We start from the raw sequence: 15,194 nt of genomic DNA on the forward strand, positions 1-15,194 counted from the left end.
TAAAAAAGCCAATCCTCTGTGATTGGCTTTTTTATTTTAAACTAACTCAATAATATCAATTGTCGGCGGTACTCTAAAACGTAAAGGGATGCCGACCATTCCTGTGCCAACTGTCACAAAAACATCGGCATGTTCGTGAGAGTAAAATCCACGTTTATGACCTAAAATTGACACTTTTTTCATAATATAGGTGGTAAGCCATGGAAGCTCAACCTGCCCTCCATGTGTATGCCCAGATAACATTAATGGTCGATTCGGCAATTTAGGCACCATGTCTACCGTATCGGGATTATGAGAAAGAATTAACCAAGGCTTGTCTTGTGGTAAATCTGGCATCGCACGCATGTCGGTTTTTCCAGCCCAGAGATCACCAATACCAATCAAACGGAATTCTTCAAAATCAACTATTTTGCCTTCAATATCGACAACTTCATTATAGAACAAGGCATCTTTTAATAATTGTTGGATAGGTGGTCCTGGATATTGCTCATCATGGTTTCCAGGAACAGAGTAAACAGGTGCCTGAATTTCTTTTAAAACACTCAATTCTTGAATTAGTCTATTTTCCGGCTCATATGTCCAGTCACCTGCCACAACCACTAAATCAGGTTGCTGTTCATTTAATTTTTTAACTATTGTTTTTAGCTGGCGCTCATGCCCTGAAAATAAACCAATATGTAAATCAGCAATTAATGCTACTTTTACAGGTTTATTAAAACTTCGATCTGGATTTAACCGATATTGATGTGTATCGACACGTACTAGATGAGGTTCAATAAATCGGGCATAAATTAAAACGCCACTTAAGAAAAAGATGAAAATACCTTGATGAATTGAATAGTAACCAGTCCAAGCAGCGTATAAGTTAAAAAACCAGAGAGGAATAAGTAGATAAGAAAGATAAAATGCGAGTAAATGGACAAAAGCTTTAAATGGATGAATAGTCTCGGTTCGAGATTGATGAATCCAAGCTTCAGAAATCCCCCATAAAGCAAGTATTGAAAATATAAAGTAAAAACAAAAAATAATTGAATTTGGATTCCACATTACGACTCTCGACTTATCTTATATTGATTGCTAGTAATCAAATTCAATATTTATCTTTCAATATGCACGAATTATACTCTAGCTCACGTTATCGTATGTACTGATTATGGCACAATCCATTCATTCCAAACAGCTTCAAACGAATCAACAAGCTAAAGGCTTTTTGATAAAAGCCTCTATAGTCCTATGTTCTAGTTTTGCTGTGGGTTTGACAGGATGTAGTACTCTGCCAAAACATGGTGTTGAATCAGTACAATATGCAAAAGATATTGATACCTCCGAGACCTCACTTGCCAAACTGATTACTCCCTTACGTCAGCAAAACCCAAAACTAACGGGTTTTCACGTATTAAATGATCCTTTGGAGGCTCTAGCAGCCCGCCTAAGATTAATTGATAAAGCCGAAAAGACATTAGATTTACAATATTATATTTGGGACAATGACAAAGTTGGTGCTTTAGCGTTACACGCGATTATTCGGGCAGCTGATCGCGGGGTAAAAGTCCGACTTCTTATTGATGACAATAATGCAAAAAAAATAGAAGGGATTTTGCTTGCCCTTTCTCAGCATAAAAATATTGAAGTTAAGCTTTTTAATCCCTACCGTTTTCGTAAATATCGTGCGATGGATATGGTGCTTGATTTAAAACGTATCAATCGTCGTATGCATAATAAAAGTTTTATTGCCGACAATGAGGTTGCTCTTATTGGCGGACGAAACATGACAAATCAATATTACAATGTAAGTGATAGTTATCAATTCTCTGATGTCGATGTGATGCTAGTTGGTGCTGCTGTTGATGATATTGTGAATTCGTTTGATGATTACTGGAATCATGAATATGCATATTCAGTTCAAAGTATCGTAAGTCCTGAACAGCACCGCTTACGCTATGAAGGATTAAAAGAGCAACTCGAAGCTCACTACCAACAAGCAACTGTTCAGAACTTTCTAAACTTAACTGCAAAATCACATGCATTTGATGAATGGTTAAATCGTAATATTCAATTCGACTGGGTCAAAGCCGAAGTCGTAAAAGACTCACCGGATAAAATCAAATCAAAGGCTAAAAAAGAAGAACACCTTAATTTCCAGTTAATTAACCATCTAGAAAAACCGGAAAGTAATGTTGATTTAATTTCAGCTTATTTTATTCCTGAAAAACAAGGTGCCAAGATTTTAAGTACTCTTGCTAAAGAAGGCGTTGAAGTCCGAGTCTTAACCAACTCGTTTAAAGCGAATGATGTTGCTGTCGTTCATGCCTTTTATGGAAAGTACCGTAAAGAACTTCTTAAAAACGGCGTACAACTTTATGAGTTTTTACCCACACCCGATAAAAGAGATTTAAATAAAAATACAGATGAGCTAGCAACTAAAGCAAAAGTGAATATGAAGGGATTAAGCCGCTCAAGCTTGCATACTAAACTTATGGCTTTAGATGAGCAGGTTTTTATTGGTTCATTTAATTTTGATCCACGCTCAGCTTATTTGAATACTGAAATTGGCGTAATTTTGGATAGTCCATCATTGGCTAAGACAATTCACCACACGATGGATGAAAATTTAAACAAATTTGCTTATAAGCTAAAGCTCGACGCTAATAATCATATTTATTGGCAGCAAGAGACTTCACATGGTCCCTTAATTTATAAACAAGAACCCGAGATGAAATGGTGGCAAAAGGCAGGCATGAAGTTTCTTTCATGGCTGCCAATCGAAGGATTCATGTAATTAATTTTTTGGCTTAAGTACTTTTTGATGTAGTTGAGCCAATCCTTCTACCATTTTTTCTTGAACTTCATTCGTTAAACTTTTCACATCATGCCCTTCCACTGAAATTGGTGGCAAAGTTAACAAATGAGCTGTTACTTTCGGCATTTCAAGTACGCGTTGAATATGTTCGGCAAATGACATCTCACCAATGAATGGAGCAACTGTATCTAATTGTCCATAACGGTTTACATAACAAATTAAACATACCTGTACTGGACGTTGGGCCTCAATAGCAGCCCCGAGTAAACGGCCATGTACTTTCTTCACAGAATGCCCATCGGTGGTAGTCGCTTCAGGGAAAAATAGTACAGGAATATTTTGTTTTAAAAATTCGGTAATTTGCTCACGGATTCTAACGGAGTCCCCAGACCCACGCTTAATAAATAAAGTTCCACCACCTTTAGCTAAATTCCCGAAAATAGGCCAATTTTCAATTTCAGCTTTAGCAAGGAAGAAAACTCGAGCACCTGAACCTAAAACAGCAACATCTAGCCAGGAAATATGATTACTTACCCAAAGAGCAGGTTCTCGAGGAATTGTTCCGTGTACTTCTACATCTAAGTTAAAAACCTGACATAAACGGCGGCAAAAATATTGAACATAGCGTGTATTAACCGGATTATTAGGATCTTTATAAAGGCCATGTCGATAAACTAAATAAAAACCTTCACTAATTGCAGCCGTGGCAGAAGTGACTTTTTTCCCGTATAAACCTATTTTTGATAATTTCTTTAACGTTGAATTAACTATACTTTGCGTTTGAGCCATAAAATTTCACTAACGATCAATCATTGTTATACCCATCTCGAGCATTCTATACGTTTCAGAATAAACTTGCATTGATGATAGAGAACGGGAAATAAAATAAATTCAGACATCTCTAACTACATTTAACTAATCTAAAGGATAAGAACAAACGCTTTCCCCTTTTGCTTAAGTTTCATCTAGAATAAAGTTTTCCCATTTTCAGGATTTATAGCCACGTGGAATATGTTGATCGGCATCAAGGCGGTGAACGCACAATTTTAGTGAGTGTTTCTGTACAATTATTAGATGATCTGGATGCCGAAGAGTTTGCTCTACTTGCACAGTCTGCTGGTGCAGATATCCTTGAACATATTAAGGTTCAGCGAAATAAACCCAATCCTAAATTTTTTATTGGCTCAGGGAAAGTCGAAGAAATTGCTGAGCGAGTTCAGGAACTAGAAGCAAGTCTGGTGATTTTTGACCATGCTTTGTCACCCGCTCAAGAACGAAATTTAGAAAGAATATTAAAATGCCGAGTCATTGACCGTACTGGCTTAATTCTAGATATTTTTGCGCTACGTGCTCGTACGCATGAAGGTAAATTACAAGTCGAGCTTGCACAGTTAAAGCATTTATCTACGCGTCTTATTCGCGGTTGGTCAGCAGACTTTGAACAACAAAAAGGTGGTATTGGCTTACGTGGTCCTGGTGAAACACAACTAGAAACAGATCGTCGCCTCATTCGCGTTCGTATTGCCCAATTAAAAGATAAATTAGAAAAAGTACATCAAACCCGTATTCAAGGACGTGCTGCAAGACAAAAGGCAGCCATTCCAACTGTGTCGCTAGTTGGTTATACCAATGCGGGCAAATCAACTCTATTTAATATTTTAGCGAAAAGTGATGTCTACGCTGCAGATCAACTGTTTGCAACACTCGATCCGACATTACGCCGTTTGGAATGGGATGGTATTGGTACTGTCGTGTTAGCAGATACGGTAGGCTTTGTACGAAACTTACAACATGATTTAGTTGAATCATTCAAAGCAACACTTGAAGAAACACTTGAAGCCACCCTATTACTGCATGTGATAGATAGTAATAGCCATGACATGCTTGATCAAATTGAAGCAGTTGAAGGTGTATTAAAAGAGATTGGTGCTGATGCTCCCGTACTTCGGGTATACAACAAAATTGACTTAAGTGGTGAAGAAGCCAAAATCATTTATGCCGAGCCACATGTACCAGATCGAGTTTATGTTTCGGCTCATGCTGGCCTTGGTCTAGAATTACTTCAACAAGCAGTGCAAGAATGTTTAATGGGTCAAATTCAACATTTTTCACTGATTCTTAAACCTGCTTATGGCAAATTGCGCACCCAACTTTATGCTTTAAATGTGATTCAGTCTGAACACTATGATGATGCGGGCTTATTGCATATTGATGTACGCATTGCCCCACATAAGCTAGAAAAGCTTATTCGCCAAGCAAAACTGCCCTTAGAAGAAATCTTAGGAGAACGTGCTAGTCAATTTAGCCGTCCCTTGGAGGAGTTTGAAATCAAGGGGCAGATCAGTTAAAACTTGATAAGTAAACTTTTAGAGATAAAAAATATGGATAAGATCAAAAGTATAGACTGGACAGCATGGGTAGCAACTTTACTACTTATCATTGGTTTTCGTGAGGGCTCTGTCATTGTCATGCGTGCTTTTGGTCATCCAGAATTAGGTAATTTAGTTGGCTTAATCAGCTTACTCACTATTTTGATTATCTGGAGAAAGTTCAAAAAAATCCCTCTCCGAATAGTCGATACAAATAATAAAATTATGAAAGAAAGTGGATTTGCTTTTTTACCCGTTTGTGCTGGTTCCTTAATTATGTTGGTGCATATGGGTAAAGAAATTCCACTATTCCTTTTTGTTTTAGTAGTCAGCACCCTTATACCTTTGTGGGTCTATGCAAAAATGGCAAAACGTTGGTTATAAGGAGAATAAAATGTTTACGATTTTTTACGGTTTTTTAATCACATTAATTGGTTATCTGTGTGCAAAACCTTTAAACCGACGTTTTCCACAAGTTCCGCTTTTAGTTTTCGGCATGTTCATTGTCATTGCCTTACTTTCAGTTTTACAAGTCCCTTATGAACAATATCGTCTTTATGTGAATGAGTTATTTAGCCATTTATTGGGGTATGTGACTGTAGCCTTAGCCATTCCTTTAGCGGCAATGCGTTACGATGACCTTCCAATTAAATCGGTCATTGGGATTTTATGTTTTGCAAGTATAAGTGCCGTTGCTTTGCCTATGGGTCTCGCTTATTTGTTACATATGTCAGAACCTACTATTCTTGCATTTGCAACCCGTGCGGTGACTACCCCTATCGCCCTGAATATCGCAACGTTATTACATGCTCCTGAAACACTGGTAACCCTTATTGTTATTTTATCTGGCGTTATTGGAGCAGCTTTTTCACCATTCCTACTTAAGCATATTCATGATGAGCGTGCTTCCGGTTTAGCCTTAGGTTTAGCTGCTCATGCCATAGGAACAGCTCAAGCTTGGCAGCGCGGACCAGTTGCAGGTCGCTACGCTGCATTTGGTATGGCTTTGAATGGCGTATTTACTGCAATTTGGTTGCCGACATTAATGCTGTCACTTGGAACACCTTAATTAAGAAGCCGATTAAATAAACATTGAACGGTATATCAATTCGAAATAAGATGATCTTTCAAAGTTAAAAGGATTTTTAATTATGGGGAAAATTTTTATTGGAGCGCTGCTCTTACTGGGGATCAATACTGCTACATTTGCAGCAGATATTACAGGTCTTTGGCAAACAATTGATGATAAGACAGGTGCTCCCAAAGCACAGGTAGAAATACGAAAAGAAGCAAATGGGACTTATGCTGGAAAAGTTACTAAAGTCACGCCGCGCCCGGGTTATACCCCTAAAGAGATTTGTGATAATTGCCCAGCACCATATACCAATAAACCAATTTTAGGTCTAGACATTGCAACGGGCTTAAAACAAACAGATGGACTTAATTTTACTGGCGGTAAAATTTTAGATCCGAATACGGGCAAAGTTTACGGACTTAAAGCAAAGCTTAGCGCAACTGGCAACCGTTTACATATGCGTGGTTATCTCGGTGTTTCTGCTTTAGGACGTAATCAAATCTGGATTCGCGTAGAATAAAAGTTAAAAATAAAAAAGCCGCTTATGCGGCTTTTTTATTTTCACTCGGGTACAACCCTCGTCTTGCTCTCATGAAAAGCATTGCTTTTCCTATATTCGCTCAGGATTATCGACAGCAAAGATTTCTTTATCTTCAAGGCGATAAGCCATTAATTTTCGCCCCCAAACACAACCGCCATCAATATTCTGGATTTGCTCATTGATGCTTCTACCTTCTAGCGCAGCCCAATGACCAAAAATAATCTGATGAGTCTGAGCAGCTTTACTTGGAAATTCGAACCAAGGTAAATAGCCTTCTGGCATTGGCGCATCCAGAGCATCTTTAAAACTGAACTCTAAAGCTCCTTCTGCATTGGTTAAACGCATGCGAGTCAAATAATTGGTAATACAGCGTAAACGTGCTGAACCAGTTAGATCGTCTTCCCACAAATCGGGTTTTGAACCATACATTTCTGCTAAAAAAGCATCTAATACTGATAAATCTTGATGTGAGAGTACTGCTTCAACCTCTTTTGCTAGCGTTGCAGTTTTTTGTGCATCCCAAATGCAAGGTATGCCCGCATGAGTAAGAATTGTGTGCTCGTTTGGGAATAAACATAAAGGTTGTTTACGCAACCAGTCGATTAATTCATCGCCATCAATTGCATCAAGAACATCCTGCGTACGATCTTTTTCTTTAATCTCTTTTAAACCACGTGCACCCGCAATTAAAGTGAGGTCATGGTTTCCGAGTACAGTTGCAGCAGCTCCGCGGTCAGCAAGTTTTTTAACAAAACGTAAAGCACCTACTGAGTTCTCGCCACGAGCGACCAAATCACCCGCAAACCATAAAAAATCTTGGTCTGGATCAAAACGTATTTCTTTAAGTAAGGCTTTCAGAGCTTCAAAACACCCTTGTACATCGCCAATCACATAATTAAAACGTTTAGTCATTTATCCCACCATTTGATCAGCTAAAGCAACAAATTGAGTCAGTGTTAAAGTTTCTGGACGAGCCATCGGATCAACGCCTGCTTTTTCAAAGCCATCTTCAGCGATCATACCTTTAAGACTATTTCTTAGGGTTTTACGACGTTGGGTAAATACATGACCAACCAACCGAGCTAAAGCTTTTTCATCTTTTGCAATAATTGGTTTTTGTTCATAGGGAACAAGGCGGAAAACAGCACTCGTTACTTTAGGTGGTGGATTAAATGCGCCAGCTGGCACTTCAAATAAAAACGTTGGTTGGCAATAATACTGAATCATTACCGACAAGCGACCATATTCTTTTGTGTTTGGCTCAGCCGTAATACGGTCAACCACCTCTTTTTGGAGCATAAAGTGCATATCTTTAACTTTACTGCCAAATTCCAAGAGATGAAAAAGTAATGGGGTTGAAATGTTATAAGGTAAATTACCAACCACACGCAATGGTCGACCATCTTTTACCAGTTCGTTAAAATCATATTTTAATGCATCAGCTTCTATAATCGTTAAACGTTCAGGATGTGGAACGCGTTCTGGTAAGCCTGCTGCTAAATCACGATCTAGTTCAACAACTGTTAATGCATCACATTCTCCAATTAAAGGAGATGTTAATGCGGCCAAACCAGGTCCAATTTCGACAACATTTTCACCTGCACGCGGATTCACCGAGCGCACGATTTTGGCAATGACTCGCTGATCATGTAAGAAGTTTTGACCAAAACGTTTACGAGCTTTATGCCCTTCATCTTTCGGGTTTAGGGCATTAATTTGATACATAGAACATTTCCAACATGAAAAATTTAGCTCGCTGCCAAAGATAAAGCTAAATCGACAGCGACATTTAAACTTGAGCTTTTTGCCAAACCAGTACCGGCCAAAGACAATGCCGTGCCATGATCGACCGAAGTTCGGATGAATGGCAAACCCAATGTAATATTGATGGCCTCACCAAACCCTTGTGATTTTAACACAGGTAGACCTTGATCATGGTACATGGCAAGTACAGCATCAGCATTTTTAAGATGTTCAGGAGTAAATAAGGTATCCGCAGGCAAGCTTAGGCTCATTTTTATTCCTTGTGCCCGATAACTTTCAAGTACTGGATTAATGGTATCAATCTCTTCGCGTCCCAAATACCCATCTTCACCCGCGTGAGGATTTAATCCGCAAACAAGTACGCGCGGATCCATAATCTTAAATTTAGTTTTTAAATCATGTAATAAAATATCAATGATCTGATGCAAACGCTCTTTGGTAATTGCATCTGCAACATCTCTTAAGGGCAAATGTGTAGTAGCCAAAGCAACACGTAAGGTCTTGGTTGCAAGCATCATGACGACACGCTCTACACCTGCAAACTCTTGGTAGTATTCAGTGTGTCCACTAAACAAAATACCTGCATCGTTAATGACCGACTTTTGCACAGGAGCAGTGGCGACCCCAACACTTTTACCAGACATCGCATAATCAGCTGAACGGCGTAATTGTTCTAATACATAGGCAGCATTAGCTGAGTTTAATTGCCCATCAACAACCACCGTTTCTAAAGGTACATGCTCTATATAAAGTTCATCTGAAGACGACGATTCAGCTTGTCCCGTATATTCTAGAAATTGAATATCTATCCCGAGTTTCTGAGCACGTTGTTCTAATAAATTTCGGTCACCCAAAATAACAAGTGGGCGTTCATCAACTCGCTTAGCCAAGCTCAAGCAAATATCTGGACCAATACCAGCCGGCTCACCGGAAGTGACATATAAAGGCAGCACAATCACCCCAGACACATAACGAAAATTTGTTTGATTTTAACATATCCCGCATTCATCAGTTTATGGATTAAATTATATGGCTTAAACTGGATTTTTCTTGTGACTTTGAACAAACTCGTTTAGAATGCTCGCTCCTTTTGTTTGGACAGATTCCATAGTCCAAACCAACTATAATAGGTAGTGGTTTAATGAAAACTCTCAGCGCTAAGCCAGCTGAAGTTCAACATGACTGGTATGTTGTTGATGCTTCTGGCAAAACTTTAGGTCGCCTTGCGACTGAAATCGCTCGTCGTTTACGCGGTAAGCACAAAACTTCTTATACTCCTCACGTTGACACTGGCGATTACATCGTTGTGATTAATGCTGAACAAGTTCAAGTGACTGGTAAAAAAGCACTTGATAAGAAATATTATCGCCATACTGGTTTCCCTGGTGGTATCCGTGAGACTAACTTCGAGAAGTTAATTGCTCACAAGCCTGAAGCTGTTCTTGAAAAAGCAGTTAAAGGCATGTTACCAAAAGGTCCTCTTGGTTATGCAATGATCAAAAAAATGAAAGTGTACGCTGGTACTGAGCATCCGCATGCTGCTCAACAGCCACAAGTTTTGGACATCTAAGGGATACAGCACATGGCTACTAATTATGGTACAGGTCGCCGTAAGACCGCAACTGCACGTGTTTTCTTGTCAGCTGGTACAGGCAAACTCGTTATTAACAACCGTACTTTAGAGCAATATTTCGGTCGTGAAACTGCTCGTATGGTTGTTCGTCAACCTTTAGAACTTTTAGAAGTTACTGAAAAGTTTGACCTTTACATCACTGTTAAAGGTGGTGGTATTGGTGGTCAAGCTGGCGCGATCCGTCACGGTATTACTCGTGCGCTTATCGCTGCTGACGAAACTTTAAAACCTGTTCTTCGTCAAGCTGGTTTCGTTACTCGTGATGCTCGTGAAGTTGAACGTAAGAAACTTGGTTTACGTAAAGCTCGTAAACGTCCTCAATTCTCTAAACGTTAATTCGTTTATCGAGTTGGACAAAAAGCCTTGGATTTTTCCAAGGCTTTTTTATTATGAAAATAGAACAATAAAATGCAAACTTATAAATATAAACAAACTATCTCTTTAGAACCGTGATTTCCTAGAGCATTTTTAGTATCCTAATCGATTCACTCAACCACGTCGTCTTGTGATATGTCGGTCGAAAACACCTCTATTCAGGGGATTACCCTTTACAGTCATGCTGATGATTTCCGTTCTCACTGGATTCGTTTCTTATTAGCAGAAAAGCAAATCAAATATCAATTGATCGTAACTGACCATGAAGACGAAGATTTAGCAAGTTTAAATCCTTATAACCAATTGCCGATGCTGGTCGAGCAAAACCTTAAATTATTTTCAGCGCCTATTATTGCTGAATATTTAGATGATCGTTATCGCCAAGGTAAGCTTTACGCAGATGCGCCAATGGTGCGGGCAGAGCAGCGTCAATATATATGGAGACTTGAAAATGACTGGTTCAAATTAGCCGATCAGATGTTAAAGCATGCTGATTCTTTAAATGTCGAACAAAAGCAAAAAGCTCAAAAAGAATTACGTGAAACTTTAATTTCACTTACTCCCCTATTTCAGCATTTTCCTTATTTTATGTCTGAAAATTTCACCATCTTGGACTGTATGCTTGCCCCTATTTTCTTAAGGCTAAATAGCATGGGAATCAATTTACCGAAACAGCACTGCCGACCGATACTTTTGTATTGTAAACGTATCTTTGAGAGGCCTTCTTTTGCTAAATCAATGACGGCTCAAGAGAAAAACCGTTACAATGAACTATTAAATATGGAATAGTGTGATATGTCTGAGCAACCTATTGATTTAACCCCTACACGTCCTTATCTTGCTCGTGCAATCTATGAATGGATTTGCGATAACCAGCTTACTCCTTATCTATTAGTAGATGCGACACAGCCACATACCGATGTTCCACAGCAATTTGTTAAAGATGGGCAAATCGTTTTAAATATCGTGCCTCATGCTGTTCATCAACTTCTTATTGCTAATGAAGCCATTACTTTTTCTGCCCGTTTCGGGGGGGCATCAAAAGACATTTATGTACCTATTCAAGCAGTTTTAGGTATTTATGCACGTGAGAATGGGCAAGGTTTATTCTTTGATCCTGAAGAATATGCCAATGTAGCGCCTGTAGAAAATACTGTAGAGCCAGAAGTACAAGAAGCTGACACAACATCGACCAAGAAAAAACCAACGTTAAGAATTTTAGATTAAATTTAGAGGAAGAAAGCATGGCATTTGATTTAGTCCAATACTTTGCTGAGCAGATAAAAATTCAAAAGCCTCAGCTTTTAAATCAATATCCAGTTAATGAAAAAAATAAACTGATTGATGAGGTGAATATTCTTACGCTTGGAAAACTGATTAGTTTATGGCGCCAAGATGACAATAAGATTTATCATGAAGTAAAATCGGCAGATCCACTTTATATTCAGGAAGTTGCTCGCCATTTAACAACTTCTAAGCATAACCAGTCAACTTTAAAAAATTCAGAATTAGAACAGAGTATTTCTGAAATTTTAACTTTGCAATTGGCAGAACTTAACCAGCTCGATGAAACAGGTGGTTTTGGGCATAATGGCCTAAAAGAGTTAATTTTAGGTCAAGTCGAACACTTATCAGGTCAGGCAGAAGATTGGGTTTGGTCAACAAACCACCTAAATGAATTAATTGGTTCTAAACCTGTGGAACAAGAAGAGCTATCATTGGATACAACAATGAAGGAGTTCAACCAAATGGTTCACCAAGCCCAACCTCATCATGATGACGTGCATATTGAAGAACAAGCTGCCGAGATTTCTGTACCAACATGGTCAAAAATTATTGCCCCTGTCGTTGCTTTAGCAATTTTGGGCTACTTATATTGTATTTATACACAGCTCGTTTAGTTTGCTCACTGTTATAAAAAGGGGAATTTGTTATTCCCCTTTTTTTGATTAAAATTAGCATATTTTATTAATCAATATTGTATTAATATTCTATTACAATTGTTTTATCTAAGTTTTAAAATATATAATGTAAACCGCAGCACAGTATTAAAAGTATAATGTAAAAGTAATCTTATAATATTTTTTATAATCTGACATTTTCCGTCACTTATTTACTAAAACTGAAACTTCATAATTTACTTGACTGATTGACTTCAAATTGTGCAGAAATATAATGAATTTCAACTACTTTTAGAAAAGTAGTAAATATAATTTTAGAATCCTGAGAGAAAATACATGGCTAAACTTTCTTTAGATAGCTTAACTGAAATTGATGGTTTTATTGCTTCTGCACTTGTTGATTCAGAAAGCGGTTTATCACTTGCAACACAAGGTGGTGGGGAAATTGATTTAGAATTGGCTGCTGCAGGAAACACGGAAGTAATTCGCGCAAAGCGAAATATCGCCAATGCATTGAAATTAAATGATAATATTGAAGATATTTTAATTACTTTAGGTAAGGCTTACCACTTAATTCGACCTTTAGAAAGTAATAATAATTTGTTCCTTTACTTAGTACTTGACCGCAGCAAATCTAATTTAGCTATGGCCCGTCATGAGTTGAAGTCATTTGAAAAAGAGCTAGACTTTAGCTGATTAATATAAGATGTGCTTTTTATATTTATTATAAAAAGCACATTAAAACCTCTACCTTATTCAATAAAATTTAATGTGATACTATGGATAGGCATTGCATAAATATTGCAACTTCTGGTTTAAGTTCAAAAGTTTCAGATGAATTAAAAATACTAATCAGGAATTTTATATCTAATCAATACGGTATTAATTGGGTTAACATTTCAAGCGATCATATTGATCTATTATTAATTAACGAAAATTTTTTTGACTCTGACAATATTCAAAATATTCTTCAAAAGAAAAAGTTTCCTTATTTAAAAATTAGTAAAACTCCTTCAAAAAATGGATATCAAGTTTATGAACATACTCTGTATCTGCCACTAGAAAAAGTAGAACCTTTATTAGAGTGGCTACAAAAAAATCTATTATCATTTTTAAATCAAAATAGTGTTGAGATAGTTCCAGATTTATCTGCTGAGCTCCTCATTATTGATGAGCAATTTATAAGAAATTTACATAGTCCAGAAAATACTAAATTACATTTATTTGATGATAAAGGCACTCTAGCTATTATTGATAACAGAACTCAAATTGCTTGGATAGAACCCTCTCGTCAAAAAGCACATACCAATATGAGCTTTAACTTTGCTTTTGCTAAAACATCTGATTTTACTAAGGTTTCTCGTAAAAAAAGTTATTGCTTACAAGACTGGCTATGGAACCTAATTTGGTGTTCAAAAGAATTTGAAAATTTAGCTTCAGTTGATGGTTACTTCAAAATCGATTATTGGCCACAGCCCTACCAAAAAGAATATAGAAAAGTGAGCCTACAGCTCTCCGCATGTTTTATACAAGGTGCAAAAATTACCGATGTTGCTAAACAACTCAACTTATCAATCGACGATGTCTTACGCTTCGTTACGGCTTGTGTAATGGCAAATAACGGAAGTTTTGTTTCGGCGAATAAATGCTCTTACGCACCAAGCTCTCATTTAGAAAATTCAAATATAGACAATCATTTTTTTAAAAACTTTATAGGGAAGATTAGACGGCGCTTTGGTCTTTAAGGAACATTATGATTATACAGCAATATAAAATTGTCTTTGCAGGCAGCATGGGGGCTGGAAAAACAGAAGCGATTAAATCGTTATCTGAGATTCCAATTCTGGAAACAGAAGCATTCAATACCGATGTACAAAGCCACCAGAAAACCCAGACCACTGTAGGTATTGATTATGGTGAAATTACTCTAGATGATGGAATCAAAATTGGATTATATGGTACCCCAGGACAAAGCCGTTTTGATTTTATATGGTCGGTCATTTGTGAAGGCGCGATCGGTATTATTTTATTATTAGATCATAATAGTCCGAATTCAATTGCCGAGCTAGAAAGCTACCTAGAAACCTTTAAAAATTATAATGATAATATTGCGATTGGTATTACTCATATTGATGAAAATAAAGAATCCTCTCTTCAGCAATATCGTAATTGGATAAAAGCAAATGGACTGCTATATCCATTATTTTTTATTGATGCACGCGAGCAAGAACACATTTTAATGATGGTTGAGTCATTAATTGCATCACTTGAAGTTAAGGTCGGGGCAACATCACAGGGGAATAATCATGCTTAGTATTCCAGTTCAAAAACGCACAGCACCAACGCAATTACTACAACTCGCAAAAGGTGAAGCTCATAATATTTTGATGAATACACGTGGCGTAGATTTCGTGATGATTTGCTCTTCAGATGGTTTTGAATTAGCAACAGTGAGCCATAAAAACTACCATAACACCACAAAGTTAGCAGCGGTGAGTAGCTCAATTTTGGCAATGGTCACTGCATTTTTAAAAGAGATTAAACTCACAGGTTGTAATAACATTACGCTAGACGCAGATAATGGCAAAGCCATTTTGACAGCTATTCCTGCTGTTCATCACCCAATGGTCATGGTCACCTTAAGTAATAAAGAGGTTCTTTTGGGACAACTACTGTATAGCTTGAAAAAAGCAAGCCAGATCATTGCTGAGGCAGATGGAGAATAGATCATGATTC

19 protein-coding genes are annotated in these 15,194 nt (G+C 37.6%); 14 read left to right on the forward strand and 5 right to left on the reverse strand.

Features of this window, described 5'->3' with window-relative positions; translation table 11 throughout:
* Positions 1-36: 36 nt before the first annotated feature.
* Positions 37-1,047 carry a metallophosphoesterase gene (locus ACPF64_RS01495; protein WP_426455327.1) on the reverse strand — a complete coding sequence of 337 codons (1,011 nt, stop codon included), beginning with the start codon at positions 1,045-1,047 and terminating at the stop codon, positions 37-39.
* 106 nt (positions 1,048-1,153) lie between these two features.
* On the opposite strand from ACPF64_RS01495, the gene ACPF64_RS01500 reads away from it, so the two are divergent.
* Positions 1,154-2,779, forward strand: coding sequence for a phospholipase D-like domain-containing protein (locus ACPF64_RS01500; protein WP_426455329.1), 1,626 nt, complete (start codon positions 1,154-1,156; stop codon positions 2,777-2,779).
* On the opposite strand, the gene ACPF64_RS01505 is transcribed toward ACPF64_RS01500, so the two are convergent.
* On the reverse strand, positions 2,780-3,589 hold the full coding sequence (locus tag ACPF64_RS01505; RefSeq protein WP_005043363.1) for a lysophospholipid acyltransferase family protein: 810 nt from the start codon (positions 3,587-3,589) through the stop codon (positions 2,780-2,782).
* Between the two features lie 215 nt (positions 3,590-3,804).
* Between ACPF64_RS01505 and hflX the strand changes: the two genes are divergently transcribed.
* From hflX to ACPF64_RS01525, 4 genes are all read left to right on the forward strand, one after another.
* Positions 3,805-5,148: a ribosome rescue GTPase HflX gene (hflX, locus tag ACPF64_RS01510; protein ID WP_004638715.1), complete on the forward strand. Its 1,344-nt coding sequence runs from the start codon at positions 3,805-3,807 to the stop codon at positions 5,146-5,148.
* 33 nt (positions 5,149-5,181) lie between these two features.
* Positions 5,182-5,553, forward strand: a complete 372-nt coding sequence (locus ACPF64_RS01515; protein ID WP_004638713.1) for a hypothetical protein — start codon at positions 5,182-5,184, stop codon at positions 5,551-5,553.
* A gap of 10 nt (positions 5,554-5,563) precedes the next feature.
* Complete coding sequence (locus ACPF64_RS01520) at positions 5,564-6,238, forward strand: LrgB family protein (RefSeq protein WP_005043360.1); 675 nt, start codon at positions 5,564-5,566, stop codon at positions 6,236-6,238.
* Between the two features lie 82 nt (positions 6,239-6,320).
* Positions 6,321-6,764, forward strand: coding sequence for a DUF2147 domain-containing protein (locus ACPF64_RS01525; RefSeq protein ID WP_045437826.1), 444 nt, complete (start codon positions 6,321-6,323; stop codon positions 6,762-6,764).
* A 90-nt stretch (positions 6,765-6,854) separates the two neighbouring features.
* Here the strand turns inward: ACPF64_RS01525 and ACPF64_RS01530 are convergent, their stop codons facing one another.
* The 3 genes from ACPF64_RS01530 to pdxA are packed head-to-tail and all read right to left on the reverse strand — an operon-like array spanning position 6,855 to position 9,517.
* Complete coding sequence (locus tag ACPF64_RS01530; RefSeq protein WP_426455333.1) at positions 6,855-7,697, reverse strand: symmetrical bis(5'-nucleosyl)-tetraphosphatase; 843 nt, start codon at positions 7,695-7,697, stop codon at positions 6,855-6,857.
* A complete protein-coding gene (gene rsmA / locus ACPF64_RS01535) occupies positions 7,698-8,510 on the reverse strand; it encodes a 16S rRNA (adenine(1518)-N(6)/adenine(1519)-N(6))-dimethyltransferase RsmA (RefSeq protein ID WP_017391499.1) in 813 nt (270 codons plus the stop codon).
* A gap of 23 nt (positions 8,511-8,533) precedes the next feature.
* Entirely contained in the window at positions 8,534-9,517 is a 984-nt protein-coding gene (gene pdxA / locus ACPF64_RS01540) for a 4-hydroxythreonine-4-phosphate dehydrogenase PdxA (protein WP_426455336.1), read from the reverse strand.
* Positions 9,518-9,690: 173 nt separating this feature from the next.
* Between pdxA and rplM the strand changes: the two genes are divergently transcribed.
* From rplM to ACPF64_RS01585, 9 genes are all read left to right on the forward strand, one after another.
* Complete coding sequence (rplM, locus tag ACPF64_RS01545; protein ID WP_003656097.1) at positions 9,691-10,119, forward strand: 50S ribosomal protein L13; 429 nt, start codon at positions 9,691-9,693, stop codon at positions 10,117-10,119.
* Positions 10,120-10,131: 12 nt separating this feature from the next.
* Positions 10,132-10,518 (forward strand): 30S ribosomal protein S9, encoded by a 387-nt coding sequence (rpsI, locus tag ACPF64_RS01550; RefSeq protein ID WP_002048725.1) that lies wholly within the window; start codon positions 10,132-10,134, stop codon positions 10,516-10,518.
* 174 nt (positions 10,519-10,692) lie between these two features.
* On the forward strand, positions 10,693-11,346 hold the full coding sequence (locus ACPF64_RS01555) for a glutathione S-transferase N-terminal domain-containing protein (protein WP_080027800.1): 654 nt from the start codon (positions 10,693-10,695) through the stop codon (positions 11,344-11,346).
* Positions 11,347-11,352: 6 nt separating this feature from the next.
* Positions 11,353-11,784, forward strand: a complete 432-nt coding sequence (locus tag ACPF64_RS01560) for a ClpXP protease specificity-enhancing factor (RefSeq protein WP_080027801.1) — start codon at positions 11,353-11,355, stop codon at positions 11,782-11,784.
* A gap of 17 nt (positions 11,785-11,801) precedes the next feature.
* Positions 11,802-12,458: a hypothetical protein gene (locus ACPF64_RS01565; protein ID WP_005043347.1), complete on the forward strand. Its 657-nt coding sequence runs from the start codon at positions 11,802-11,804 to the stop codon at positions 12,456-12,458.
* Positions 12,459-12,794: 336 nt separating this feature from the next.
* A complete protein-coding gene (locus ACPF64_RS01570; protein ID WP_003656109.1) occupies positions 12,795-13,154 on the forward strand; it encodes a hypothetical protein in 360 nt (119 codons plus the stop codon).
* A gap of 83 nt (positions 13,155-13,237) precedes the next feature.
* On the forward strand, positions 13,238-14,203 hold the full coding sequence (locus ACPF64_RS01575) for a hypothetical protein (RefSeq protein ID WP_426455343.1): 966 nt from the start codon (positions 13,238-13,240) through the stop codon (positions 14,201-14,203).
* 8 nt (positions 14,204-14,211) lie between these two features.
* Positions 14,212-14,772: a GTP-binding protein gene (locus ACPF64_RS01580; protein WP_426455345.1), complete on the forward strand. Its 561-nt coding sequence runs from the start codon at positions 14,212-14,214 to the stop codon at positions 14,770-14,772.
* Positions 14,765-15,184: a roadblock/LC7 domain-containing protein gene (locus tag ACPF64_RS01585; RefSeq protein ID WP_209832200.1), complete on the forward strand. Its 420-nt coding sequence runs from the start codon at positions 14,765-14,767 to the stop codon at positions 15,182-15,184. Before ACPF64_RS01580 ends, ACPF64_RS01585 begins: the two co-directional genes overlap by 8 nt.
* Positions 15,185-15,194 lie beyond the last annotated feature (10 nt).

This window comes from Acinetobacter sp. KB005, from assembly GCF_049949095.1.
Classification (GTDB): Bacteria; Pseudomonadota; Gammaproteobacteria; order Pseudomonadales; family Moraxellaceae; genus Acinetobacter; species Acinetobacter calcoaceticus.

Coding starts and splice junctions, on each gene's coding strand:
- ACPF64_RS01495 (WP_426455327.1), bottom strand. CDS start 1,047: ATGTGGAATCCAAATTCAATTATTTTTTGTTTTTACTTTATATTTTCA.
- ACPF64_RS01500 (WP_426455329.1), top strand. CDS start 1,154: ATGGCACAATCCATTCATTCCAAACAGCTTCAAACGAATCAACAAGCT.
- ACPF64_RS01505 (WP_005043363.1), bottom strand. CDS start 3,589: ATGGCTCAAACGCAAAGTATAGTTAATTCAACGTTAAAGAAATTATCA.
- ACPF64_RS01515 (WP_004638713.1), top strand. CDS start 5,182: ATGGATAAGATCAAAAGTATAGACTGGACAGCATGGGTAGCAACTTTA.
- ACPF64_RS01520 (WP_005043360.1), top strand. CDS start 5,564: ATGTTTACGATTTTTTACGGTTTTTTAATCACATTAATTGGTTATCTG.
- ACPF64_RS01525 (WP_045437826.1), top strand. CDS start 6,321: ATGGGGAAAATTTTTATTGGAGCGCTGCTCTTACTGGGGATCAATACT.
- ACPF64_RS01530 (WP_426455333.1), bottom strand. CDS start 7,697: ATGACTAAACGTTTTAATTATGTGATTGGCGATGTACAAGGGTGTTTT.
- rsmA (WP_017391499.1), bottom strand. CDS start 8,510: ATGTATCAAATTAATGCCCTAAACCCGAAAGATGAAGGGCATAAAGCT.
- rplM (WP_003656097.1), top strand. CDS start 9,691: ATGAAAACTCTCAGCGCTAAGCCAGCTGAAGTTCAACATGACTGGTAT.
- rpsI (WP_002048725.1), top strand. CDS start 10,132: ATGGCTACTAATTATGGTACAGGTCGCCGTAAGACCGCAACTGCACGT.
- ACPF64_RS01555 (WP_080027800.1), top strand. CDS start 10,693: ATGTCGGTCGAAAACACCTCTATTCAGGGGATTACCCTTTACAGTCAT.
- ACPF64_RS01560 (WP_080027801.1), top strand. CDS start 11,353: ATGTCTGAGCAACCTATTGATTTAACCCCTACACGTCCTTATCTTGCT.
- ACPF64_RS01565 (WP_005043347.1), top strand. CDS start 11,802: ATGGCATTTGATTTAGTCCAATACTTTGCTGAGCAGATAAAAATTCAA.
- ACPF64_RS01570 (WP_003656109.1), top strand. CDS start 12,795: ATGGCTAAACTTTCTTTAGATAGCTTAACTGAAATTGATGGTTTTATT.
- ACPF64_RS01575 (WP_426455343.1), top strand. CDS start 13,238: ATGGATAGGCATTGCATAAATATTGCAACTTCTGGTTTAAGTTCAAAA.
- ACPF64_RS01580 (WP_426455345.1), top strand. CDS start 14,212: ATGATTATACAGCAATATAAAATTGTCTTTGCAGGCAGCATGGGGGCT.
- ACPF64_RS01585 (WP_209832200.1), top strand. CDS start 14,765: ATGCTTAGTATTCCAGTTCAAAAACGCACAGCACCAACGCAATTACTA.